This is a genomic window from Larkinella ripae (genome assembly GCF_054780775.1).
This window is the reverse complement of record NZ_BAAGVR010000001.1, coordinates 783,290-807,253: the sequence shown is the minus strand read 5'-3', so window position 1 is coordinate 807,253 and position 23,964 is coordinate 783,290. Positions and strand designations below refer to the sequence as shown.

General features: G+C 53.1%; 18 protein-coding genes. 9 read left to right on the top strand and 9 right to left on the bottom strand.

The window, feature by feature from the left end:
* Positions 1–46: 46 nt before the first annotated feature.
* From ACYVHX_RS03395 to ACYVHX_RS03380, 4 genes are all read left to right on the top strand, one after another.
* Positions 47–2,473: an ABC transporter permease gene (locus tag ACYVHX_RS03395; protein WP_460670183.1), complete on the top strand. Its 2,427-nt coding sequence runs from the start codon at positions 47–49 to the stop codon at positions 2,471–2,473.
* 126 nt (positions 2,474–2,599) lie between these two features.
* Positions 2,600–3,640 (top strand): DUF4097 family beta strand repeat-containing protein, encoded by a 1,041-nt coding sequence (locus ACYVHX_RS03390; protein WP_460670182.1) that lies wholly within the window; start codon positions 2,600–2,602, stop codon positions 3,638–3,640.
* A gap of 238 nt (positions 3,641–3,878) precedes the next feature.
* Positions 3,879–6,263 carry an ABC transporter permease gene (locus ACYVHX_RS03385; protein ID WP_460670181.1) on the top strand — a complete coding sequence of 795 codons (2,385 nt, stop codon included), beginning with the start codon at positions 3,879–3,881 and terminating at the stop codon, positions 6,261–6,263.
* A gap of 90 nt (positions 6,264–6,353) precedes the next feature.
* On the top strand, positions 6,354–7,043 hold the full coding sequence (locus ACYVHX_RS03380; protein ID WP_460670180.1) for an ABC transporter ATP-binding protein: 690 nt from the start codon (positions 6,354–6,356) through the stop codon (positions 7,041–7,043).
* A gap of 10 nt (positions 7,044–7,053) precedes the next feature.
* On the opposite strand, the gene ACYVHX_RS03375 is transcribed toward ACYVHX_RS03380, so the two are convergent.
* The gene (locus tag ACYVHX_RS03375; protein WP_460670179.1) at positions 7,054–7,875 is read right to left on the bottom strand and encodes an aminotransferase class IV; all 822 of its coding nucleotides are present in this window, start codon (positions 7,873–7,875) and stop codon (positions 7,054–7,056) included.
* A gap of 67 nt (positions 7,876–7,942) precedes the next feature.
* Between ACYVHX_RS03375 and ACYVHX_RS03370 the strand changes: the two genes are divergently transcribed.
* The 3 genes from ACYVHX_RS03370 (at position 7,943) to ACYVHX_RS03360 (ending at position 12,166) form a co-directional block, all read left to right on the top strand.
* The gene (locus tag ACYVHX_RS03370) at positions 7,943–9,454 is read left to right on the top strand and encodes a TolC family protein (RefSeq protein ID WP_460670178.1); all 1,512 of its coding nucleotides are present in this window, start codon (positions 7,943–7,945) and stop codon (positions 9,452–9,454) included.
* Between the two features lie 128 nt (positions 9,455–9,582).
* Positions 9,583–11,001 carry an efflux RND transporter periplasmic adaptor subunit gene (locus tag ACYVHX_RS03365; protein WP_460670177.1) on the top strand — a complete coding sequence of 473 codons (1,419 nt, stop codon included), beginning with the start codon at positions 9,583–9,585 and terminating at the stop codon, positions 10,999–11,001.
* Between the two features lie 166 nt (positions 11,002–11,167).
* The gene (locus tag ACYVHX_RS03360) at positions 11,168–12,166 is read left to right on the top strand and encodes an NAD(P)H-dependent glycerol-3-phosphate dehydrogenase (protein ID WP_460670176.1); all 999 of its coding nucleotides are present in this window, start codon (positions 11,168–11,170) and stop codon (positions 12,164–12,166) included.
* Between the two features lie 95 nt (positions 12,167–12,261).
* On the opposite strand, the gene ACYVHX_RS03355 is transcribed toward ACYVHX_RS03360, so the two are convergent.
* Together ACYVHX_RS03355 and greA are read right to left on the bottom strand one after the other, a co-directional pair.
* Complete coding sequence (locus ACYVHX_RS03355) at positions 12,262–12,651, bottom strand: HIT family protein (protein ID WP_460670175.1); 390 nt, start codon at positions 12,649–12,651, stop codon at positions 12,262–12,264.
* A 120-nt stretch (positions 12,652–12,771) separates the two neighbouring features.
* Positions 12,772–13,245 (bottom strand): transcription elongation factor GreA, encoded by a 474-nt coding sequence (gene greA / locus ACYVHX_RS03350; RefSeq protein WP_460670174.1) that lies wholly within the window; start codon positions 13,243–13,245, stop codon positions 12,772–12,774.
* Between the two features lie 290 nt (positions 13,246–13,535).
* On the opposite strand from greA, the gene fmt reads away from it, so the two are divergent.
* Both fmt and ACYVHX_RS03340 read left to right on the top strand, forming a co-directional pair.
* Complete coding sequence (gene fmt / locus ACYVHX_RS03345) at positions 13,536–14,462, top strand: methionyl-tRNA formyltransferase (protein ID WP_460670173.1); 927 nt, start codon at positions 13,536–13,538, stop codon at positions 14,460–14,462.
* Between the two features lie 4 nt (positions 14,463–14,466).
* Positions 14,467–14,961 carry a dihydrofolate reductase gene (locus ACYVHX_RS03340; protein ID WP_460670172.1) on the top strand — a complete coding sequence of 165 codons (495 nt, stop codon included), beginning with the start codon at positions 14,467–14,469 and terminating at the stop codon, positions 14,959–14,961.
* 3 nt (positions 14,962–14,964) lie between these two features.
* Here ACYVHX_RS03340 and ACYVHX_RS03335 read toward each other — a convergent pair whose 3' ends face one another.
* The 6 genes from ACYVHX_RS03335 to ACYVHX_RS03310 form a co-directional block, all read right to left on the bottom strand.
* Entirely contained in the window at positions 14,965–15,576 is a 612-nt protein-coding gene (locus ACYVHX_RS03335) for a Uma2 family endonuclease (protein ID WP_460670171.1), read from the bottom strand.
* A gap of 30 nt (positions 15,577–15,606) precedes the next feature.
* A complete protein-coding gene (locus tag ACYVHX_RS03330; protein ID WP_460670170.1) occupies positions 15,607–17,682 on the bottom strand; it encodes a BatA domain-containing protein in 2,076 nt (691 codons plus the stop codon).
* Positions 17,683–17,830: 148 nt separating this feature from the next.
* On the bottom strand, positions 17,831–18,535 hold the full coding sequence (locus ACYVHX_RS03325; RefSeq protein ID WP_460670169.1) for a metallophosphoesterase: 705 nt from the start codon (positions 18,533–18,535) through the stop codon (positions 17,831–17,833).
* Positions 18,536–18,606: 71 nt separating this feature from the next.
* The gene (gene infB, locus ACYVHX_RS03320) at positions 18,607–21,753 is read right to left on the bottom strand and encodes a translation initiation factor IF-2 (RefSeq protein ID WP_460670168.1); all 3,147 of its coding nucleotides are present in this window, start codon (positions 21,751–21,753) and stop codon (positions 18,607–18,609) included.
* A gap of 325 nt (positions 21,754–22,078) precedes the next feature.
* Entirely contained in the window at positions 22,079–23,323 is a 1,245-nt protein-coding gene (gene nusA, locus ACYVHX_RS03315) for a transcription termination factor NusA (RefSeq protein ID WP_460670167.1), read from the bottom strand.
* A gap of 105 nt (positions 23,324–23,428) precedes the next feature.
* Entirely contained in the window at positions 23,429–23,908 is a 480-nt protein-coding gene (locus ACYVHX_RS03310) for a ribosome maturation factor RimP (RefSeq protein ID WP_460670166.1), read from the bottom strand.
* Positions 23,909–23,964 lie beyond the last annotated feature (56 nt).

The following is a 23,964-nucleotide window of genomic DNA, read 5'->3' as shown; positions in this document are numbered from 1 at the left end:
ATTATCCCTTCCTCTTTTCTTCTTTCCTCCATTAATCCTTTATTCTATGTTAACCAACTACCTCAAAATCGCGCTGCGGAACCTGCGCAAACAACGTGGGTTTACGTTTATCAACATTTTCGGACTGGCGACGGGACTGGCCTGCTGCCTGCTGATTACACTTTACGTCGCGGACGAACTGAGCTACGACCGGTTTCACGAAAAAGCCGACCGGATTTACCGGGTCAACTCCGACATTATGTTCGGCGGCAACGACATGCACATGGCCGTGTCGCCCGATCCGATGGGGCCGACTCTGCTGAAGGATTATCCGCAGGTCGAGAACTTTGTGCGGCTGCACGGGCGCGGAACGTGGCTCGTCAAACGGGCGGGCCAGCCGAACAGTCTGCGGGAAAAAGACATCCTCTTCGCCGATTCGACCCTGTTCGACGTGTTTACGCTGCCGCTGCTGGCCGGAAATCCGAAACAGGCGCTGGTGGAACCCAATACCGTCGTGATCAGTGAGTCGGCGGCTCAACGGCATTTTGGCACCCAGAATCCAATCGGGCAAACGCTGGTGTTCGACAACAACCTGACCTGCCGGGTAACGGGTGTCATGCAGGATATGCCCACAAATTCGCACTTCCGGACCGACTTTTTTCTCGGTATGCGGAGTGATCAGTACGACTGGGGGCGTTGGCTGAGCAACAACCACCAGACCTACATTGTCTTAAAAGAAGGGGTTGACTACCGGGAGTTTAATAAAAACTTTGAAACCATCATTCAGAAATACGTTGGTCCGCAGGCGGTTGCCTTCATTGGAACCTCCATCGAGCAGTTTCGCAACTCCGGAAACCGGATCAGTTACTGGCTGATGCCGATGACCGACATTCACCTGCGTTCCAAACAGAACATCGAACTGGCTCCCAACAGCGATATTCAGTACGTCTACATTTTCTCGGCCGTGGCGGTTTTTATTCTGCTCATTGCCTGCATCAATTTTATGAACCTGTCGACGGCCCGCTCGGCCAACCGGGCCAAAGAGGTGGGCGTCCGGAAAGTGCTGGGATCGGTGCAGCGGCAACTGATCGGGCAGTTCATGACCGAATCGGTGCTGATGGCGATTCTGGCGATGGGACTGGCTTTGTTTCTGGTGGCGCTGGCGCTGCCCCTTTTTAACGATATTTCGACCAAGCCACTGAACATCAACAGCTTGTTCGTTCCGAAATTTCTACCGGTTTTACTGGCGCTGCCGCTGGTGGTCGGTTTGCTGGCGGGGAGCTATCCGGCTTTTTTTCTGTCGTCGTTCCGGCCCATCAGCGTATTGAAAGGCAAGATCAACCTGGGGCTGAAAAGCGCCGGTTTGCGCAGCGGACTGGTGGTGTTCCAGTTCATGATGTCGGTGATTCTGATTGTTGGTACGATGGTCGTTTACCGGCAGATCAACTTTATCCAGACCACCAAAATCGGTTTCAAGCGCGATCAGGTCCTGACCATCAACGAGGTTTATGCACTGGGCAACCAGGCGGAGGCTTTCAAGGAAGAAGTGCTGAAATTGCCGGGCGTCGCGTCGGGCTCGTTATCCAGTTTCCTCCCCGTTCCGTCGGACCGGAGCGATAGCGCGTTGTTTCCGGAAGGCCAGATGGACCAAAGCAAGGCGGTTTCGGCGCAGCAGTGGGGCGTCGATGCGGATTATATACCGACGCTGGGGATGGAACTGGCGCAGGGCCGGAATTTTTCGCGGACGTTCGGCTCCGACTCCTCGGCCATTATCCTGAACGAAACCGCGGCCAAACTCTTTGCTTTTAAAGATCCGATCGGCAAGCGAGTAATGCGGATGATGGATAATGAGGGCAAAGTTTTCAAAACCTACACGGTGGTTGGGGTCGTCAAAAACTTCCATTTCGAATCACTGCGGCAGAACATTGGCTCGGTGGTGCTCTTCATGGAACCTTCGCGGGGGGCGGTTTCGTTTCGGCTCACCAGCCAGGACATACCGGGTCTGGTGAAACAGGTGGAAGCCAAATGGCGGCAAATGGCGCCGGGCATGCCGTTCAATTACGCGTTTCTGGAAGACAGTTTCGATACGATGTACCGCGCCGAACAGCGCGTCGGGCAGATCGTGCTGACGTTTTCCGTGCTGGCCATTCTGATTGCCTGCCTGGGCCTGTTCGGGCTGGCGGCTTTCATGGCCGAGCAACGCACCAAGGAGATTGGCGTCCGGAAAGTGCTGGGGGCCAGCACCACCAGCATTGTGGGGCTGCTGTCGAAAGACTTTTTAAAACTGGTCCTGATTGCCATTCTGATTGCGACGCCCATTGCCTGGTACGGAATGAACCAGTGGCTGGAAGATTTTGCGTATAAGATTGACGTGCCGTGGTGGATGTTTGTGCTGGCCGGGCTGGCCGCTATCCTTATTGCGTTCGCAACCGTATCGTTCCAGTCGATCAAAGCCGCTCTGACCAATCCGGTGAAGAGCCTGCGGGCGGAATAAGGTTCTGAACCCGGTTTTAATCGGTATAATCCGAGTGCAAAACATTTACTGAAAAACCGTGCAACTTTCCCTGCTGATTCAGCATCTTTTGAACACAACGCTTAAACAATCGCTAACACAAATACCATGAAACGTTCATCTTTCCTCTTAACGACGATGTGTGCAGTCGCGCTGGCTTTCAAGGGTCTGGCGCAGGACAAGGACGAAACCCCGTACGATACCAAGAATTTCAGCGGCAATCTGAACAACGTTCGGGTGGAGACCTCCGGCGGCAGCATCTCGGTGGAAGGCGGCCAGTCGAGCGGGGTCAAAGTAGAAATGTATGTGCGGCCCAACAACTGGCCGAGTAATAAACTTTCCAAAGACGAAATCGAAGAGCGTCTGAAAGAATACGAAATTAAGCTGGGCACCGAAGGCAACACGGTGGTGGCAACGGCTAAACGCAAAAACCGGGACAACTGGGACTGGAAGCGCTCGATCAATATTTCGTTCAGGGTATACACGCCCAAAAACTTTGCCACCGACCTGCACACCAGCGGGGGCAGCATCCGGCTGAACAACCTGGTGGGGAGCCAGAATTTTGCCACCAGCGGAGGAAGTCTGCACCTGACCGGTGTCGAAGGATTGATCAAAGGCCGGACGTCGGGTGGCAGCATTCACCTGGAACGTTGCCGGAAAGACATCGATCTGGCGACCAGCGGTGGGTCAATCCACGCGACGGATTCGGATGGCAATCTGGATCTGCGGACCTCCGGTGGCAGCGTTCACCTCGATGGTCTGAGTGGCCGGATCAACGCCCGCACCAGTGGCGGCAGCGTGAAAGGCGATGGCATCAAAGGTGAACTGGTGGCCGGAACGTCCGGCGGCTCGGTTCGGTTGTCCGGCATTGCGGGCAGCGTGGAAGCCAGCACCAGCGGGGGCGGAATGGACGTAGAAATTACGAAGCTGGGCGAATACGTCCGTTTGTCGGGCGGTCCGGGCAGCGTCAACGTCAAAATGCCGCTCGATCAGGGCATTGATCTCGATCTGTCGGGAAACCGGGTCGATATTCCCCTGAGCAAATTCGACGGAACCGTTGAAAAAGACCGCGTTCGGGGCCGCCTGAACGGGGGTGGGGTGCCGGTCCGCATCTCCGCCGGCAGCGGCAGCGTACGCGTCAACAGGTAGTGAAGAATGATGCGTTACGAGTGAGGAATTGGCTGACGGGTTTTAATACTGCGGAGCCGACTCATCACTCTTAACGCATCATTCTTCACTCTAATCCCTTTGTCCGTTTGTGAACAAAAGAGTGTCCGTCACCGGACACTCTTTTGCATTTGTTGGGTTTATTCGGTTAATTATCAGTCTTTTGGTTTTCTGGCATAAGCCTTGAGTCTGGATAGTCGATTCCGTCCTTCGATTCCCTATGTTGCGCAATTACGTCGTCATTGCTTTTCGAAATCTCTGGAAACACCGGCTGTTTTCCTTTATCAACATCTTCGGCCTGGCGTCGGGGATCATGGTGTGTCTGCTGGCATTGATCGACATCAAAGGCGCTTTTGATTATGGCAATTACCACCCCCATCCTGACCGGACCTACCGGGTTTTAACCGATGTCACGGGCCGTGATAACCAAACGGCAGCCTTCGCAACCAGCCCGCTGCCCCTGGCCGGAACCTTGCAGCGTGACTACGGTTTTGTGGAAAAAACCGCCCGCGTCATCCGGAGTTATGCGGAACTAACGGTGGATCGCAAACCATTATCGGTTTCCTTTTGCGCCGTTGATTCGGCATTTTTTACGGTTTTAGGCTATAAACTGGCCAGTGGACAACCGGCTACAGAACGGAATACGGCGGTTTTGACACCCCAGACGGCCGGGCGGTTTTTTGGGGTAGCGAACCCCATCGGCAAGGTCATTCACCACAAGGAGTTTGGCGCGATTAGGGTAACGGGCGTTTTTGAGCCACTGCCCAACCGCTCGCATTTGAAATTCGATCTGGCCATGTCGATGGCAACGCTTTCCTCAAAAAATCAGCAGCGGGAGCAGAGCGACTGGAAAAACTACAGCAGCGGTTACACCTACGTTTTGCTGAAAGAAGGGGCATCACCCGAATTATTGAAAAACGTACTGCCGACAATTGCGGCCAGGACTACAAAAGGATTACAATTCAAATCGGAAAAAGGATACACGTTGCGGGCGCAATCGCTGGCGGCACTTTCGCCGTCGTACGAGGACCTGCAAATGGGAACCTGGGAGCCAACCTGGGGAAAGCTGGCGACCGAGATGGGCGTTGGGCTGGTAACGTTGCTGCTGGCGGTTTTCAACTACGTCAATTTAACGCTGGCCCGTTCGCTGAGTCGCGCGCGGGAAGTCGGCATCCGGAAAGTGTCCGGGGCCGTGCGCTGGCAGTTGATGAGCCAGTTTATGGCCGAATCGGTGGTGTTATCGGTGCTGGCGCTGGGCGTGGCTTACGGAATGTTGTTGCTGATCGAGCCGATGCCGTTTGTGCAGCAGTGGCTGACCGGCGGGGTTACCTTGACGGGTTCGTTGTGGGCGATTTTCATCGGATTCAGTATCGGGGCCGGTTTGCTTGCCGGTTTTGTTCCCGCCCGGGTGCTATCCGGTTTTCGTCCGGCCCAGGTTCTGCGCAGCCAGACGGGGTTGAAAGTATTCAAAGGAATCACGTTGCGTAAGTCGCTGATTGTGGCGCAGTTTGCCATTGCCCTGGTGGCAATGATTGCGCTGCTGTCGATGGCGCGGCAACAAAATTACATGGCCACGGCCGACTACGGTTTTCGCACGGAACAGATCCTGAATATTCCGCTGAATGGCCTGCCCTACCAGCGCCTTGCCAATGAACTAAACCGGGTTTCGGGGGTCGAGCGCGTATCGGCTTCTTCGGAGCGGTTTGGTCATCACGATGGCGATTACGGACAGATCCACCGGCAACGCTCCGGTGGCGATTCCATCGCGGCTTTTCAGTTTTCCGTCGATCAGAATTTTGTTGCCAACCTGGATCTGACGCTCCTGGCGGGCCAGAATTTGCCGGAGATGGTGACCGATACGACCGGAGGAGGTGCGCCGGGCCGCTTCGTGCTCGTCAACGAGGAAGCGGTCAACGCCTTTCGGCTCGGAAACCCCCGGGAGATGGTCGGCCAGTCACTCTGGTTGAACGACAGCACGGAAGTAACGATTGCGGGGGTATTAAAAGATTTCCGGTTTACGACGTTTAATTGGACCATCAAACCCCTGGTTCTGCTGCATCATCCGAAGCAGTTCCGGTTTTTGAATGTGAAAGTCGCCCGCGGAGCCGAAGCCTCGGCGATGGCCGATATGCAGCGAATCTGGAAACGTCTGAATCCGTACGAACCTTTTGACGCTCAGTGGTATACCGATTTTCTGCACGAACGGCACAGCCACGAGGACGATGTTAACTTCATGGGTTTGCTGACGGGGCTGGCGTTTTCCATTGCCTGCCTGGGCTTGCTCGGCATGGTGACCTACACCACCGAGACCCGCATCAAGGAAGTGGGCATCCGGAAAGTGATGGGCGCGCGGGTGAACCAGATTATCTGGCTGTTGTCCTGGGATTTTGTTAAATTACTGCTCATTGCCGGAGCGATTGCGTTGCCGTTGGGGTATATGGCAGGAATGGCATTTCTGCTTAATTTTGCCTACCACGTTACGGTCGGAATCGAAACGCTGGGCGGTTGCATTGGTCTGTTGCTGTTGCTGGGCGGTTTGACCATCGGAATCCGGACGTACCGGGCGGCATTGGCCAATCCAGCGGACAGCTTACGGAGTGAATAGGTAGTACCGATAAATGATGAATTATGAATGATGAACGATGAATGAGCGGACATCTTAATTCATCATTCATAATTATAAAAAACACAAAGTATGATTTCACTACATAACGTTTCCAAGTACTACCCGGCTGGTTTCGGGAAAACCTACGTGCTGCGTAACATCACCCTGGAGATCAACGAAGGCGAGTTTGTGTCCATCATGGGGCCGTCAGGATCGGGCAAGTCTACGCTGTTGCACATTCTGGGAATGCTGGAAGAGCCGTCGGAGGGCGAGTACCTGTTTTTTGACCAGCCGGTGCAGAAATTGTCGGAAAAACGACGCACCGAATTGCACCGGAATTACATCGGATTTGTGTTTCAGGCCTATCACCTGATCGACGAACTGACGGTGTATGAAAACATCGAAACGCCCCTGCTTTACAAAGGCATGTCGTCATCGGAGCGCAAAAGCCGGGTGGCCGAGCTGCTCGACCGGTTTAATATGGTCGCCAAAAAAGACCTGTTCCCGACGCAGCTTTCGGGGGGCCAGCAGCAGTTGGTCGGCATTGCCCGCGCCGTTGCCTCGGAACCCAAAGTGATCTTCGCCGACGAACCGACGGGCAACCTGCACTCCGACCACGCGAAGGAAATTATGGAGCTGTTCAAAAAACTGAATAAGGAAGATGGCGTGACGATTGTTCAGGTGACGCACTCGGAGGTCAACGCGGAGTACGGAAACCGGATTTTGCGCCTGAAAGACGGCTGGCTCGAATCCTTCCCGGTTTCGGTGGAACGCGAGTAAAACCGCCGGGCTACAAATCCGCGTATAGGGGTTTGATTTTATCCCGCGCCTTTTCGTCGAAGGATTGGCTGCCGATTTGCCGGACCCACTGGATGCCCGCGACGTTCGTGCAGAAAACCGCATCGGCCTGGCTTAAAACGTTCGGCAAAAAAAGCCCTTCCTGAACGATCAGGCCGTGTTTGGGGGCCCGGCGAAGGAGCTGGCGACGCAAAATTCCGTCGATGCAGCCGCTGGCAAGCGAAGGCGTAAAAAGTTGGTTGTCGCTGAGCCAGAAGAGATTGGACGCAATGCATTCGGCCAGATGGCCGTGTTGATCGAGCAGAACCATATCGTCGGCCTGTTCGTGCTGTTTGGCAAGGCCCGCCAGCACGTAAGGCAGGGCGTTGAGGGTTTTGTAGGCCGAAACCGGCGAAGGACTTAGCCGGACCGCATCGAAAAAACCGACTTTGGTCTTGTCGGTGAAGGCAAACGCCGGGCCGGAGCGGGCGGTCAGGAGGAAATTGGAATGGGCGTTGGTCGGGGTGTATAAACCACCCGGTTTTCGCCAGACCTGGAGCTTGATTCGGGTGGCCTGGTCGAGCAGATGGTTGGCTTTCAGAAGGCGCATGATCTGGTCGTGGAGCAACTCCGAATCGAAAAAAGGGGGAGCCTGCAGGGAAAGCGCTTCCATGCCCCGGCTCAGCCGGTCGTAATGGTCGGGCCAGAACCGGACTTCGTGGTGTTCGTAGCGGATGGTTTCAAACAAGCCGTCACCGTATTGGAATGCCCGGTCGTTCAGCGAAAGCTGAACGACTTCTTCCGGTACTACATCCCCGTTTAAAACCACGTTCATTTGTATTTTCACCGTTTATCTAAAATAATCAATTAGTACGCAAGATACTTTGTAACATTGAACAACCATGAAGCGATTTTCTATTAACCACGGCCCGGTGAACCGGTTTAAAGTGACGATCCTGGCATCGCTATTGGGGCTTGTCGTAACGTCAACCCATGCCCAGACAAGCCAAGTCACTACAGCAAATTCGACGGGATCAACCGTATATTCTTTACGGCAGTGTGTTGAAATTGCCTTGCAGAATAATATTCAGGCTCGTCGGGGCCAGTTGCAGGTTGAAAACAGTAGTTTGCAATTGCGTCAGTCACGGGTAAATTTACTGCCAAATGCGGCTTTTAACGCCAATCAATCCATCAGTGGAGGTGGGCGACAGATTGACCCTTTTACCAATGAAGTTATACCCCAGCAAAGCGTAAGTTCAAGCAATTATCAGCTTAGTTCATCCCTAACGCTTTTTAATGGGTTTTCGCAGCGAAATACCATTAAACAATACAACTTGGCGCTGGATGCGAGTCAGAAGGAATTGTTGGCAACCAACAATACCGTTGCGTTGACAGTTGTCCAGAATTATTTAAATGTGCTGACGTATCAGGAGCAGTTAGAAATTGCTCGGGGTCAAGTTACCACCACTCGCGGTCAACTGGATCGGACTCAAAAACTGGTGAATGCCGGAACGTTGGCGGAGGCTCAGCTTTTTGACCTACGGGCTCAGGTTGCAAACGACGAACTGGCCATCGTTACGGCCCAGAACAACCTCGACCTCGCTAAGCTGGCTTTGCTACAAGCCATGAATGTACCGGGAGGGCAAAGTATTGATGTAGAACGGATGGAAGTACCGGATCCGACGTTTGCTCCCTACTCGGCGACGGCCCAGGAAGTTTATAATGTAGCGTTGGAAAACATGCCGGATATTCAGGGCGCCGACTTAAGGGTACGCAGTGCAGCTGCCGGGGTTGAAGTAGCAAAAGGAGCATTATATCCTTCTTTAACATTAAATGGTAGTCTGTACACCTTTGTTTCCAGCACGAACCGGCAAAGCTCGCGAGATACCAGCATCGTTATACAACAACAAATACCTGGGCAATACATCATGGTTAGCGGTATACAACAGCCCATTTTTCAGACCGTTTATGGCTCAAATTCTTCCAGAGTTGGGTTTTTCAACCAAGTAACCAACAACCTGAACCGGTCTGTATCCGTAAGCTTACGTGTACCAATTTTTACGAATTTTCAGTCGCGGACCCAGATCACTACTGCCAAGATTCAGCAGCAGACGGCCGAATTAAACGCCCAAAATGCCCGCCTGACGTTGCGACAAAACATTGAAACCGCGTATACGAACATGCTGGCCGGATCCAATCGTTTCCGGGCGACTTCAATTCAGGTTGAATCTTTGGAGCAAGCATTTCGAGCGGCCGAAAGTCGGTTTAACGCCGGGGCACTAAACTCCGTGGATTATAACATTGCTAAAAATAACTTAGATAAGGCTCGTGCTAACCTGGTGCAGGCTAAATTTGATTATATTTTCCGGACAAAAATCCTTGATTTTTACCAAAACAAACCGTTATCTTTCTAACGACGAATGGCCATTGAATAATGAATATTGAATAATTTGCGCATCTTTTCATTTGTTGCCTGCGTATTCAATATCCCGTTCATGATCATTCGGGGCCGCTTGGGCGGTTCATTATTCAACAATCGTGTATGAAACGTAAATCGAACCGTCTCTGGTGGATATTAGGGGCTATTGTTATTTTGTTAGTGGGCGGACTGGTGGCTGCCAAGCAAACCGGCCTGATTGGAAAAGAAAAACCGGCTGAAGTTGATTTTACAGCGGTTAAAAAAGTCGATATTATTGAACGGGTGAGCGCTTCGGGCCGCGTTCAGCCCGAGGTGGAAGTAAAGATCAGCCCGGACGTTTCAGGTGAAATCATCGCTCTGTACATTGCCGAAGGCGATTCGATCAAGCAAGGGCAGTTACTGCTGAAAATCCGCCCCGACAATTACGAGTCGTTATTGGCCCGCGCCCGAGCAACCGTTAACTCCAGCCGCGCTCAATACCTCCAGACCAAAGCGCTGGCCGCTCAGGCCGAAGCCCGGCTGATTCGCGCCAAGGCCACGTACGACCGGAACCGAAAACTGCTGGCCGATAAGGTGATCTCAACCGCTGACTTTGAACAGAATGAAGCGGATTACAACGTGGCGAAACAGGAAATTGAGTCGGTTCAGGCCAACATCAAAGCCGCCGAGTTCAACGTAGCCGGGGCCGAAGCCGGTTTACGGGATGCTACCGAGAACCTCCGGAAAACCACCATCTACGCGCCGGTGAACGGTACGGTTTCCAAACTGAATGTCGAATTGGGCGAGCGCGTCGTCGGAACCTCGCAGATGGCCGGTACGGAAATGCTCCGGATTGCCAACCTCAACAACATGGAAGTGCGGGTGAATGTCAACGAGAACGATATTGTACGGGTCAGCCTGGGCGATACGGCCGATATCGATGTGGATTCGTACTCGACTACCGGACGTAAATTCAAAGGAGTGGTGACCGAAATTGCCAATACGGCCAACGGTCTGGCAGCCGCCGGGGCGTCAACCGGCGCGGCATCGAGTTTGTCGACGGATGCGGTTACCGAATTTGAAGTCCGGATCAAGGTGCTGAACAGTTCGTACCGGGATTTAATGGCGCAACGGGCCAAACGCTCTTATCCGCTTAAACCGGGGATGACAGCCTCGGTCGAGGTCATCACCGACCGCCGTCCGGGCGTTCTGGCCGTGCCGATTGCCGCCGTCACAACGCGCGGAGCCGCGCAGGAAGCCATGAACAAAAAGCCCAACGAGGAGGGCAATCAGGAGGCTGAAAAACCGGGTAATCAGGCTGCGGCTAAAAAAGAGGAAGTGAAAGAGATTGTTTTTGTGCGCCAGAATGACAAAGTTGTGCAGCGGCAGGTAAAAACCGGAATCAGCGATTTTGATAATATTGAAGTGAAATCGGGTTTGAAAGCGGGCGAAGAAGTCGTCTCCGGGCCGTTCATTGCCGTTTCGAAACGCCTGAAAGACGGCGATCCGGTGGCAAAACGCGATCCGGCAAAGGAGAAAAAACCGGAGAAATCCGACCAGTAATACCAGGCTGAATAAGCGAAAACGCCTGTGCGGTTGAGACTGTGCAGGCGTTTTTTGTATTTTGCATCTCCTTATTCGGAGGGAAAAGAAGGTAGACGGGCGAATAGCGAGCCAACCCTTTGGCCGTCAACAGTCTTTTCTCCTTATTCTCGTGTCTGTTACAAGTATGAATCAACCCGCTCGAATCACCGTTGTGGGCGGTGGCAGTTGGGCCACGGCGCTCATTAAAATTCTGTCGGAAGGAAATAACCACATTCGTTGGTGGCTCCGCAGCCAGCGCGATGCCGACCATATCAAGAAATTTCATCACAACCCCAGCTACCTGAGCGATGTGCAGATCAGTCCGCGGAAGGTTCGCGTCTGCACCAAAATCAAAGACGCCCTGAGTGTCAGTGAGCACATTATTCTGGCGGTGCCGGCGGCTTTTGTGGGCGATGCTTTAAAGGGTGTAAAACCGGCGCAACTGGACGGAAAAAGTATTATTTCGGCCATCAAAGGGATGATTCCCGAAAAAAATCAATTGATAACCGACTGGGCCGAGCAGGAATTTGACGTTCCGGCCGACCGGATTGCGGTAATTGCCGGCCCGTGCCACGCCGAAGAGGTGGCCCTGGAGAAGCAGTCCTACCTGACGCTGGCTTCGCAGAATCTGGCGTTTGCCGCCCAGGTATCGCAGTTGCTCAACGGCCGCTTTGTTCAGACTTCCCCGCTCGACGATATCTACGGCGTAGAGTACTGTGCGGTGATGAAAAACATCATTGCGCTGGCCTGCGGCATCACGCACGGGTTGGGCTATGGGGATAATTTTCAGGCGGTTCTGGTGTCCAACGCCATGCAGGAAATCCGGCGGTTTGTCGATACGGTTTACCCCATGCAACGCGATCTGAGTGCATCAGCCTATCTGGGGGACTTGCTGGTTACGGCTTATTCGCCCTTCAGCCGAAACCGGACGTTTGGTCATTTGATCGGGCGAGGCTACAGTGTGCAGTCGGCTCAGATGGAAATGAATATGATTGCGGAAGGCTACTACGCCGTGAAAAGCATTCACGAAATTAATCAGCAGTACGGCGTTGCGATGCCGGTTGTGGAGATGGTCTATGCGGTTTTATACGGAAAAACGTCGCCGGGCGTGGCGACGAATGCCCTGAAAACCGTCCTGAAATAAGGGCCTGCGGATTGGAGCACGCAGGATTTAATCGTGAGAGTTGTAAAATTGTCTGCTGTCGTGGACGAAGCTCACGGACTAAAGCCCGGGGGCTGTCAGAGGAAACTCCGAATCTGAGCGGCTACTTCAGCCAGTTCTTCCGCGCTCATTTTCAGTTTGTTATTTAAATTCATGTCGGCCATGCTGTTCATCGGAATCAGGTGAACGTGCGCGTGGGGTACTTCCAGACCAATGACCGAAACGCCGATCCGTTGGCAGGGAACGGCTTTTTCAAGGGCCGGAGCGATCTGCCTGGCAAATTTCATCAAGCCGGTGTAAAGCTCTTCATCCAGATCGAACAGGTAATCAATTTCCTGTTTCGGAATCACCAGCGTGTGCCCCTTTACCACGGGGAACGCATCCAGAAAAGCCAGGTACTGGTCGGTTTCGGCAATTTTATGCGCCGGAATTTCGCCAGCCACAATGCGGGAGAAGATGGAAGGCATGTGATTTAATGAACAATGAACCGCACAGGCGGCCCCGAATGAATAATGAACAACCTAATTCGAGGCAGATTCCCTTCATTCATTGCTTATTCGGGGCCGCCCGGGCGGTTCATTTAAAAATTAGCGTCCAATTTCGAGTACTTCAAATTCCAGCGTACCGGCCGGTACTTTGATTTCGGTGGTGTCGCCTACTTTTTTGCCGAGCAGACCTTTTCCGATGGGCGAACCCACGGAGATTTTGCCCAGCTTTAAATCCGCTTCTTCTTCCGAAACCAGCGTGTAGGTAACCGTTGCGCCGTTTTTCTTATTTTTAATTTTGACGGTTGATAAAACCGAGACGAGCGACGTATCGATGGATGATTCATCAAGCAGCCGGGCGTTCGAAATAATTTCTTCCATCTTGGCAATCTTCATTTCCAGCAGGCCCTGGGCGTCTTTTGCCGCATCGTATTCAGCATTTTCGCTCAGGTCACCTTTGTCGCGGGCTTCCGCAATCTGGCGGGACATATCGCTCCGCCCTTTGGTCTTCAGGTCATTCAGTTCGGCTTTCAGTCGGTTTAGACCCTCTTCAGTGTAATACGAAATTTTACCCATGTTACATTAACTCTATAATTTCTTTGCCTTTGGTTTCGCTGTTCCCAAGACCCGGCAACTCCACCGCAGCCCGTTCGTGGAATGGGCTACAAAAAAGAAAAGAACGGTTCGCTGACCGTTCTCCATACAAAATCTTGTTTCTTTGTAGGAAGCGTCAGGAGCCTTTCTGCGGAATTGTATGTATAGTTGTTCGACTACTCATAGTGGAACTCAGGAAGACAAAAATAACAATTCCCTGGTATTCTCCCAATGTCCTAATCAGCAATTCGAGCAAATAACTAGTTACGGTTTTGAGAAGTGATTCTTTTCGTATTGTATTTATGGGTACGCCCGATTTCGCGGTAGCCAGCCTGCAAAAACTGCTTGACGACGGCTGTCAGGTTGTGGCCGTGGTGACGGCTCCCGACCGGCCTTCCGGACGCGGGCAACAACTGACCCAGTCGCCGGTAAAACGGGCGGCTGTGGCGGCTGGTATTCCGGTTTTGCAGCCCGAGAAACTGCGCGACCCGGTTTTTTTGGAAACGCTCCAGGGTTATCGGGCCGATTTACAGGTGGTCATTGCGTTCCGGATGCTGCCTGAACTGGTTTGGTCCATGCCCCGGATCGGCACGTTTAACCTCCATGCGTCTTTGTTGCCGCAATACCGGGGGGCGGCTCCCATCAATTGGGCCGTAATCAATGGCGAAAAAGAAACCGGCCTGACCACGTTTTTGATCGAAAAAGAAATTGATACCGGACAACTGATTTTCCAGGAAACCGAGCCAATTCATGCCGACGATACCGCCGGGACGCTCCACGACCGGTTAATGGAAAAAGGAGCCGATCTGGTGCTGAAAACCGTGCGGGCGATTGAAGCCGGAACCTACCCGTTGATTCCGCAGCCGTCGGCCAGTGATCTGAAACCGGCTCCTAAAATTCACCGCGAAACCTGCGAAATCAACTGGTTTCAGCCCGCGGTCACCGTTCGCAATTTTGTGCGGGGTTTATCACCGTACCCGGCCGCCTGGACGAAAATTAACGGCAAGGTGTATAAAATCTACGCGGTTTCGGTGGCCGACGAATCCCCCTTTGCCGCCGAACCGGGCGAAGCCTACACCGACGGAAAGAAAACCCTGCTCATCAAAGCGGCCGACGGCTGGCTGGCGGTGCAGGAATTACAGGCCGAAGGCAAGCGGAAAATGACGGTTGAAGACTATTTTCGGGGAAATAAAATTTGATAAAATGCTGATTAGTCTAATTGCCGCCGTGGCTGAAAACGGGGTTATTGGCCGGGATAACGAACTGGTCTGGCGGTTGCCCGATGACTTTAAATATTTCAAGCAAACGACCTCCGGTCACCCCATTCTGATGGGCCGTAAAACCTTTGAATCGTTGGGGAAACCGCTGCCCAACCGGCTGAATGTGGTCATTACGCGCAACGCGGAGTATCAGCCCGAAGGTACGCTGGTGGTCGATTCGTTGGAAAAAGCGCTTGGAGAGGCCCAAAAAACCGGGATTGCCGAAGCGTTTGTAATTGGCGGGGCTGAAATTTACAAACAGGCCATTGCGGCAGCCGACCGTCTGTACCTGACCGAAGTAAAAGCCGCGTTTGAAGGCGACGCCCGGTTTCCGGATTTTGACAAAACCGAGTGGCAGGAGGTAAGTCGTCGGCACCATCCGGCCGACGACCGGCACGCCGTCGCGTTTGATTTTGTGATTTGGGAACGGAAAAAGTAGGGTTTAGCGCAGCAGGCCAAGATCGAACGTAAAACCGGGTAGTGTACCTTCACCGGATAAGTGCTTGTCGAAGCCCTGAACCACCTGCACCGAGCCGTCGGCCTGATAAATTCGGGCGGTTTCGGTTTTCGGGTCGATCAGCCAGCCCAACCGACAGCCGTTGTCGATGTATTCGCGCATTTTGTCTTCCATCGTTCGCAGGACATCCGACTCACTCATTAATTCAACTAGAAATTCGGGGCAAATTGGGGGGAACTTTCGGCGTTGTTCCGCTGTAAGCTTATTCCATTTTCCCTGGCTAATCCAGGCAACATCGGGTGAACGGTCGGCGCCATTTGGCAGTTTAAATCCGGTCGATGAATCGAAGACGAGACCAAGTTGTGTTTCGTCCGACCAGATATCCAGACGAGATGTTAGTTTAGTGTTTCTGCGACCTGTCTCTCCGCCTGTCAATGCCATAATTTCAATATTGCCTTCAGAATCGCGCTCAAATTTGATATCTGGATTTTCCTGACAGAAATAATAGAATTCGTCATCGTTCATAGCCCGAAGCTGGTCGGCCAAGTCCGTGCCGGATGGCAAATTCGTAATCTCAAGCGGCAAGGTCAGTTTCATAAAACCACCGGTTTTTACCAAATATACCAATTACCCTTTCATAAACCGAATGACGGCGACTTCGGCGAGCAGAAAGAACAGGGCGGCAATCACGAAATATTTCCAGAGGGTCGTACCCAGGTTCTGCTGACGGAGTTCCTCCACAAAATCGTCGTCCTGAATGCTGTCGAAAATCTGAACGTTGGGCTGGTTGGAGAAGATTCGCCGGAGTTCGTCGGGTTTGTAAAATTCCATCTGCGATTCCCGGTTTCCGTGGTTGAAAGCCAGCAGTTTTTCGGTTTTGCCGTTCAGCTGCAGTTCATAGTATCCCGACGCCAATTGCTGCCCTTCGTTTAGCTGGTTGCTTTTCGGAAGTTCCATCAACAATTGCTGCCCGTTGATGCGCTGGACCGGAATGATTTCCAGCTTGTCGCGCTTCAGTTTATAAACCGCATTGGGCGACGAATTGCTGACCGGAATGTCGATGGTGTTGTCGCCGAACGAGTACGCCGTACGCTGCGGCCGTACGCTCAGCGCGGCAATCTTATACATAATGGGCACAAACAGCGCGTGCTGGGCCAGATTTCCGTACTCGGTATTCAGGGGGCTGGCAAAAATATAGACCTGACCGCCCGTTGAACCGCCGGTTCGCGATTGCGTCAGAAAAGGGGTGCCGTTGCGCAGGGTCAGGAGTCGTTCGCCCACCACCCGCCACTGCCAGACGGGAACGGCATTCGGCAGGTTTTCGATGCCCTGCTGATTCGTTTGCTCAAAAATATCACGAAAGAACGGGTTCTGGCGGTTAGGAGCCGACAGCGGTTGCGAAGGCGGCAGGGGAGTCGGCTGCGTTTGTAAACCGCCTGCGCCCAGACTGGCAAAAAAGGACGACCAGGCGGTTGCGTCGGGTTTTGGGGGCGGAATAACCACCAGATTACCGCCCTGGCGGACAAACCGTTCGAGTTCACTTCGTAGTGTGCCGCCAACCTGGTTAAGACCTTCCAGTACTACTAGATCCGCATTTTTTAACTGACCTACGTCTACATTCTGGGCACTGAAGCTGCGCCGAACGAATAAACTGTCGTTTCCGTAGACGTTTTCAACGTAATTGGCTTCTGTTTTCTGATCGTACAGGTGCAGCACCCGAATGGACGGTGATGCCTGAATGACAAAATAATATTCGTTGTCGAACGTAATCGGGTAATCCTCGAACGTAATGCGCCCCCGCCGGAACCCTTTTTGGGTGACATTAAAGTTAAGCGTAGCCGTTGCGGCCCCTTTACCGGCCAGCGTCACCGAAGCCGTGGAAATCTGGGTCTGATCAATAAAGAGCTTAATGGGCAAATTCCGGACCGACTCGTCACCACTGTTGCGGACCCGAACGTTGAGCGTGTTGTTCTGAAGCTCCCGGATAAACGGCGTGCTGAGCCAGACCGAATCGACAAAAACGTTCTTGGTCGGCTGCGTTTCCAAAGGTACCAGAAAAAGCCGGTTGGTGGTGTCTACTTTCAGGCGGGACAGATCGCCGGCGGTGCTTTTCTGAAAGTCGGAAAACCAGAACAATTGATTCGGGCCACTGGGGTTGTGCGTCGCCAGCAGGTTGAGTTGCCGGCGGTAGACATCGGGCAGGGTGCGGGGCGTATGGGCAAACCGGATGGTCGTGACGCGGTCGCGCAGGGCATCGGCGGTTCCGACGGTTTGCTCCTGACTGCTAAAGTCATTGGTCACCAGTTGCAGCGAAGTCGCGTTTCGGAACAACCCCAGCAGTTGGTCGAGTTTGCTGGTGGCAATGTCCAGATACCGTTTCTCGTTCAGCTCGTTCTGCATGCTGTAGGAATTGTCCAGATACAGGCTCGTCAGTCCGGTTCGTGACAGACCCAGTTTGCTTTTGCTGGGAATAAAGGGTTGGGCGAAGGCCAGAACGAGGCAGATCACGAAGAGCGACCGGAACAACAGAATCAGGTAATGCTTCAGCCGCCGGAACGATTTGGTTTCGGTCTGGACGGTTTTCAGCAGGGCGACGTTGGTAAAAAATACCCGGCGCGTCCGGCGAAAATTAAATAAGTGAATGGCGACAGGGACAGAGACCGCCAGTAGCCCAAACAGGAACGAAGGATATAGGAAACTCATCAAAGGGTTCGCTGGAACGATTAGTTACTTTATAACGGCCAAACAAACCAATGTTGTTTCGGCTCCGACGAATTTAACAAGAATAGCACACGGATGATACTAAATACTCCGATTTACCCAGATAAATCCGTGAAGTAAACTTTTATACTCAATCAGTTACAAGCGTGTAGAACGCTTCCTTCGTTTGCAACACGTCGGTATACGTGATGGAACTGGTTTGGTCGCCGATGGTTAAAAAGTCCGGTACGGGCGTATGGCCAACAATCTGGTGAAAACCGGGTAGGTAATCGGTCGAGGTTTCCCGTTTGTCGGCCCAAACCGGGCCACCCGCTTCGTCGAAACCGCCCCGCAGGTAGCTGACGTCAAACAAGGTTGTTCGCAGCGTCCGGTCCTGGTGCATGGTATTCATCCAGTCAGCCAACTGGTCGGATGTCCGCAGATTCAGTTCCGGATTTCCGTTGAAAGTTGCTTTGGGTAAATGGGCCAGCCAGCGGTTCGAGACGCCCGCGTGGGTGAACAGATACGGTCCTTCCTGATGAGCAATCTGAAACAACGAGCGGTTTTGGATGAATACTTCGCTGAGAGCGGTTTGCATCGATGCCCGAAACCCCGAGCAGCGGTAATGCGGAAAGTGCAGATACTGGGCGTCGTGGTTCCCGATCAACAAGACTACTTTGTGAACGTGCTGTTGTTTGAGCGCAATAATTTGTTGCAGATTCGTCAGGATCGTGTCATCGCTCAGATCGTAGCTGTCGGTATAATCACCCAAAAAAATTACTTTGTCGTACTGATCGACATCAACCTGAAGCCAGCTGTTGCGTCCGTGAAGATCCGGAATCGTAATGATTTTCATACCGCGCCAATATATTGAAAAAGCCTTTACCGCGTTTGCAGTAAAGGCTTTTTTGTCAAATAGGGAGTGACTTACAGCGTCCGCTTCACTTCTTTCAGTTCGAAGCTTTCGATGGTATCGCCTACCTGAATATCGTTGAAGTTCTTGATACTCAAACCGCATTCGTAGTTGGTACGAACTTCACTGACATCTTCCTTAAACCGTTTCAGCGCGCTGATTTCGCCGGTATGCACCACGATGAAGTCGCGGACCACGCGGACCTTGTTGCTCCGGCGGATGATACCATCGGTAACCATACAACCCGCTACCGTTCCTATGCGGCTGATTTTGAACACTTCACGAACGTCAATGTTACCGACAATGACTTCTTCGGTGGTCGGAGCCAGCAAGCCTTCCATGGCATCCCGGATCTCGTTGATCGCGTCGTAGATGATGGAGTACAGGCGAATCTCGATCTGCTCCTGCTCGGCCAGACGACGGGCGCTGACCGAAGGCCGCACCTGGAAGCCGACAATGATGGCATCCGATGCCGACGCCAGCAGAATATCCGACTCGGAAATCTGCCCAACGGCTTTGTGAATGATGTTGACCTGCACCTCTTCCGTTGACAGTTGCAACAAGGAGTCGGACAAAGCTTCTACCGAACCGTCCACGTCACCTTTAACGATCACGTTCAGTTCCTTGAAGTTACCGATGGCCTTCCGGCGACCGATCTCTTCGAGCGTAATGTGCTTCCGGGTGCGGAGGTTCTGTTCACGCAGCAGTTGTTCGCGTTTGTTGGCAATCTCGCGGGCTTCACGCTCGGTTTCCATCACGTTGAACTTATCGCCTGATTGCGGAGCGCCCGGCAGACCCAGAATCTGGACCGGCGTCGACGGCCCGGCTTCTTTCAGACGTTGCCCGATGTCATCCGTCATCGCGCGAATCCGGCCGAAGTGGGCACCGACCAGCACGATATCACCTTGTTTGAGCGTACCGGTCTGGACGAGCATCGTCGTCACATAACCCCGGCCTTTGTCCAGCTCCGCTTCAATAACCGTACCGGTCGCCCGTTTATCCGGATTGGCTTTCAGTTCGAGCAGTTCGGCTTCGAGCAGGACTTTTTCCAGCAGTTCGGAAATCCCCTGACCGGATTTCGAAGAAATTTCCTGAGTTTGGTATTTACCACCCCATTCTTCGACCAGCATATTCATCGCCGACAGTTCTTCCCGAACCTTATCCGTGTTGGCACCCGGTTTATCGATTTTACTGAAGGCGAATACGATCGGAACACCGGCCACCTGCGCGTGGTTGATAGCCTCGCGGGTTTGTGGCATGACGCTGTCGTCGGCGGCAATCACGATGATAACGATATCAGTTACCTGGGCTCCCCGTGCCCGCATGGCCGTAAACGCTTCGTGACCCGGCGTATCGAGGAACGTGATCATCCGGTCATCGGTCGTTTTTACGCTGTAGGCACCGATGTGCTGCGTAATCCCCCCGGCTTCGCCAGCCGCAACGCGCGTCCGGCGGATGTAGTCAAGCAAGGACGTTTTACCGTGGTCGACGTGACCCATGATGGTAACAATCGGGGCCCGGTGCTCCAGATCTTCCTCGGCATCCGGTTCTTCAACCAATCCCGATTCGATCTCTTCCTCGGCTGACACGAACTGAACTTCGTATTCAAATTCGTCGGCAATTACCGTGATGGCTTCGGCATCAAGGCGCTGGTTGATGGATACAAACATCCCCAGGCTCATACAGGTCGCAATCACGTCGTTGACCGAAACATCCATCAGGGAAGCCAGGTCATTCGCCGAAACGAATTCGGTCACTTTCAGGATTTTTGCTTCTTCGTTTTCAAGGTCGATCCGTTCGCGTTCGCGTTCGGCGCGCTCCTGACGGCGATCCCGGCGACGGTCGGCCCCCCGGTTCGGTTTGTTACCGGTCATCCGGGCCTGAGTGGCCTTGATCGAATCTTTTACTTCGCGCTGGGTGGGCTCTTCCCGCCGATCGCGCGTATTCCGGTTGCCGGTTTTTCCTTTGTTCTGGCTTGCGGCTCCGGCCGTACCAGTAGCCGGTTTGTTGCCTTGACCCTGACCCGGCTGATTCCGGTTGCCCGGCTGATTCGCATCCCGGTTTCGTGGAGCGCCCTGACCCTGTTGGGGTTGAGCGGTTCCGCCGGCTGCCGGTGCAGCCCCGCTGACCGGATCGCGACGCAACCGTTTGCGTTTGCGTTTCTTATCGCGCTCGTCGGTTGAGGCAACGGGTCCATTCTGGCGTTTGTTGCGATCAGAAGGAAGCTCGATGGTGCCCAAAACCGTCAGACCACGCAGTTGCTCACCACGAGCCCGAATGGTCTCGACGGGCACATCCAACTCCACTGATTCCGGTTCATCGACCGGCGGAGGGGGTGTTGGCAACGGATCAATCGGGCGGGGTGGCTGTTGAGCCCGGGGATCCTGCGGACGGTTCCGGTTTTGGTCCGGGCGATTGCCGGGTCCTTGCGAACCGGGCCGATCCGGACGTTGGGGTTGGTCACCCGGCCGGTCGGGCCGCCGATCGCGTGATCCGTCGTTCCGGTTGAAGGGCTGACCTTGCCGGTTATCCGGCCGGTTTCCATCGGGTCGCGGGCCGTTGGTGCGTTGATCCCGATTCGGGTTTTGCGGGCGCGCATTCGGGTCGTTCGGCCGCTGGGATGGCTGCGGACTCGGTTTGCGTTCCAGATCAATTTTCCCCAAAACCGTCAAGCCGGGTAGTCGAGGACTGGTCATTTCCGGTTGAACCGGTTCCTTGGTTTCCGGTTGGGTCACTGGCGGACGGGTTTCTGCCCGAACAGGCTCAACGGGCTGCGACGGTTCGGCGGGTGGAGTTACCACGGGCGGGGTTGGGGCCGGTTTGTTTTCTATAATGGGCGCGACGGTTTCCGGTTTTGGAGCCGGAGCCTCACGCGGTTCTACGGGTGCAGGTTGCTGCCGGGCTTCTACCGGAGCAACTGGGGGTTGAACGACCGGTGCCGGTTGACTTGGCTCCGGTGCCGGTGTTTTTTCTGCCACAACCGGTTCGGGTTGTGGGGCTGGTTGTGGTTTCGGTGTTACCGGCACTTCCGGGGTAGCCACGGGCTTCGGAACAACCGGATTGGCGACCGGTTGGGGCGTTGCGGGCTGGGCCGGGCGGGCGGGTTCATTACGAAAATATTGCGGCAAATCATCGTCATCCCGGCGCTTGGGTTCGGGCATGACAGGTTCGGGAGCTGGCTTGCGGACCGCTCCTCCATTCAACAATTCAGCATTACCGAATTCTTTCGCCAAGATCTCCACCTGTTCATTGGAAATCTTGCCGTTAGGGTTACTATCAACCTTAATCCCTTTGGCAGAAAGACGACTCACCACAGTAGACGAACCTACTCCGAGTATTTTTGCCACTTGGCTAAGGCGCATGGATTTATCTTCTGCCATACAAATGGTTTAGAATGAAAAATAGCACTATTAATGATGGCTTTTAAACGAGTAACGATGAATGGACGAACTTAATTCATCCTCCACCATTTATCATTCATCATTATTACTCAAATTCCTGACGTAAAATAGCCAGAATCTCTTCAATCGTATCTTCTTCCAGATCGGTCATCCGAACGAGTTCTTCCTTCGTGCGGGCCAGTACGCTTTTAGCGGTGTCCAGACCAACCCGGCGCAGCTCCTCGATCATCCAGGTATCGATTTCATCGCTGAATTCCGACAGATCAACGTCTTCATCGTCTTCCTGCCCTTCGACATCCCGGAACACATCGATTTCCATTCCCACTAACCGACCGGCCAGCTTAATGTTCTGACCACCTTTTCCGATAGCCAGCGAAACCTGATCGGGTTTCAGAAAAACCGATACGCGCTTGGCGTCCCGGTCGACGTTCATCGTACTGATTTTGGCCGGGCTCAACGCGCGGCTGATCAGCAGTTCAAAATTGTCGGTATAGTTGATAACGTCGATGTTCTCGTTGCCCAACTCCCGGACAATGCTGTGAATCCGGGATCCTTTCATCCCGACGCAGGCACCCACCGGATCGATCCGGTCGTCATACGATTCAACGGCGACTTTAGCCCGCTCACCCGGTTCGCGCACGATCCGGCGAATGGAAATCAAGCCGTCATAAATCTCCGGAATCTCGTTCTCAAACAGGCGCTCCAGAAAAACCGGCGAGGTCCGTGACAAAACGATCTTGGGTGTCCCGTTGATCATTTCGACGCGGTGCACGACAGCTTTCGTGGTTTCCCCTTTCCGGTAGCGGTCTTTCGGAATCTGCTCACCTTTCGGAAGGCTAATCTCGTTGCCTTCGTTATCGAGCAAAATTACTTCATTTTTAAGCAATTGGTAAACTTCCGCGTTCAGCAGATCGCCCACCTGATTTTTGTATTTGTCGTACAGGATTTCTTTCTCTAAATCCTTTACTTTCTGAATGAGCGTCTGGCGGGCGGTTTGCACCACCCGGCGACCGAAATCCTCCAGTTTAACCTCTTCGGCTACTTCTTCACCAACTTCAAAGTCCGACTGAATTTTGCGGGCTTCGGCCAGCGGAATTTTGTCGTAATCCCAGATGTCTTCCGAGTCATCATCCACAATTTCGCGGGTGCGCCACATTTCGAGGTCACCGCTTTCGGCGTTGATGATCACGTCAAAGTTCTCGTCGGTGCCGTATTTTTTGCGAATCATCGTCCGGAAGACATCTTCCAGAATTTTGATCATGGTCGGGCGGTCGATGTTTTTTGACCGTGCAAAGTCTGCAAACGACTCAATGAGTATTCCGCTATCCATAAGTTCAGTCCTCAGTTTTCAGTTTACGAAGATCAGTTAAGGGTTTCCAGTCAGAACAAACAGAAACAACTAACTGAAAACGGTACTTTAAAACTGATACTCAATTTATTTAAATGAAATTTGTATTGTGCTTTTCTTGATATCGGTCAACGGTATTGCCACGGGTTCGATCGGCGGGTCGTTCTTTTTCGGTTTTTTGACCGGTGTTTCGGTGATCACAATCTGTTCATCACCGATGCTTTCCAGTTTACCTTTACGAGTCTGACCGCTGTTGAGCAGCACTTCAATCTCCCGTCCGACGTTTTTCAGGTACTGCCGTTTCGAAACAAGCGGTTCATCGACACCGGGTGACGATACTTCCAGCGTAAACGGCTGATCCTCAAAGACGTTCAGTTCTTCAAGCTGGTTGCCCAGCTGACGGCTGATCGATGCACACTCATCAATTGTAATTCCGGTATCGCTGTCCAGCAAGACGGTTATTTTAGCACGAGTACGGGAAGGGGATACCTGAATATCAACGACAAAATACTGGTCTTCGTTCAGATACGGCTGTAACAGTTCGTTAACCTTCGCTTTTACATCCATAAATTAACAAAAAAGGGAGTTAAAAACTCCCTGCCATGCATAAATGCTGATAAGTG

Bases quoted from the DNA above. Each gene is read 5' to 3' on its own strand.
- ACYVHX_RS03395 (WP_460670183.1), top strand. From the start codon at position 47: ATGTTAACCAACTACCTCAAAATCGCGCTGCGGAACCTGCGCAAACAA.
- ACYVHX_RS03390 (WP_460670182.1), top strand. From the start codon at position 2,600: ATGAAACGTTCATCTTTCCTCTTAACGACGATGTGTGCAGTCGCGCTG.
- ACYVHX_RS03385 (WP_460670181.1), top strand. From the start codon at position 3,879: ATGTTGCGCAATTACGTCGTCATTGCTTTTCGAAATCTCTGGAAACAC.
- ACYVHX_RS03380 (WP_460670180.1), top strand. From the start codon at position 6,354: ATGATTTCACTACATAACGTTTCCAAGTACTACCCGGCTGGTTTCGGG.
- ACYVHX_RS03375 (WP_460670179.1), bottom strand. From the start codon at position 7,875: ATGAACGTGGTTTTAAACGGGGATGTAGTACCGGAAGAAGTCGTTCAG.
- ACYVHX_RS03370 (WP_460670178.1), top strand. From the start codon at position 7,943: ATGAAGCGATTTTCTATTAACCACGGCCCGGTGAACCGGTTTAAAGTG.
- ACYVHX_RS03365 (WP_460670177.1), top strand. From the start codon at position 9,583: ATGAAACGTAAATCGAACCGTCTCTGGTGGATATTAGGGGCTATTGTT.
- ACYVHX_RS03360 (WP_460670176.1), top strand. From the start codon at position 11,168: ATGAATCAACCCGCTCGAATCACCGTTGTGGGCGGTGGCAGTTGGGCC.
- ACYVHX_RS03355 (WP_460670175.1), bottom strand. From the start codon at position 12,651: ATGCCTTCCATCTTCTCCCGCATTGTGGCTGGCGAAATTCCGGCGCAT.
- greA (WP_460670174.1), bottom strand. From the start codon at position 13,245: ATGGGTAAAATTTCGTATTACACTGAAGAGGGTCTAAACCGACTGAAA.
- ACYVHX_RS03340 (WP_460670172.1), top strand. From the start codon at position 14,467: ATGCTGATTAGTCTAATTGCCGCCGTGGCTGAAAACGGGGTTATTGGC.
- ACYVHX_RS03335 (WP_460670171.1), bottom strand. From the start codon at position 15,576: ATGAAACTGACCTTGCCGCTTGAGATTACGAATTTGCCATCCGGCACG.
- ACYVHX_RS03330 (WP_460670170.1), bottom strand. From the start codon at position 17,682: ATGAGTTTCCTATATCCTTCGTTCCTGTTTGGGCTACTGGCGGTCTCT.
- ACYVHX_RS03325 (WP_460670169.1), bottom strand. From the start codon at position 18,535: ATGAAAATCATTACGATTCCGGATCTTCACGGACGCAACAGCTGGCTT.
- infB (WP_460670168.1), bottom strand. From the start codon at position 21,753: ATGCCCGAACCCAAGCGCCGGGATGACGATGATTTGCCGCAATATTTT.
- nusA (WP_460670167.1), bottom strand. From the start codon at position 23,323: ATGGATAGCGGAATACTCATTGAGTCGTTTGCAGACTTTGCACGGTCA.
- ACYVHX_RS03310 (WP_460670166.1), bottom strand. From the start codon at position 23,908: ATGGATGTAAAAGCGAAGGTTAACGAACTGTTACAGCCGTATCTGAAC.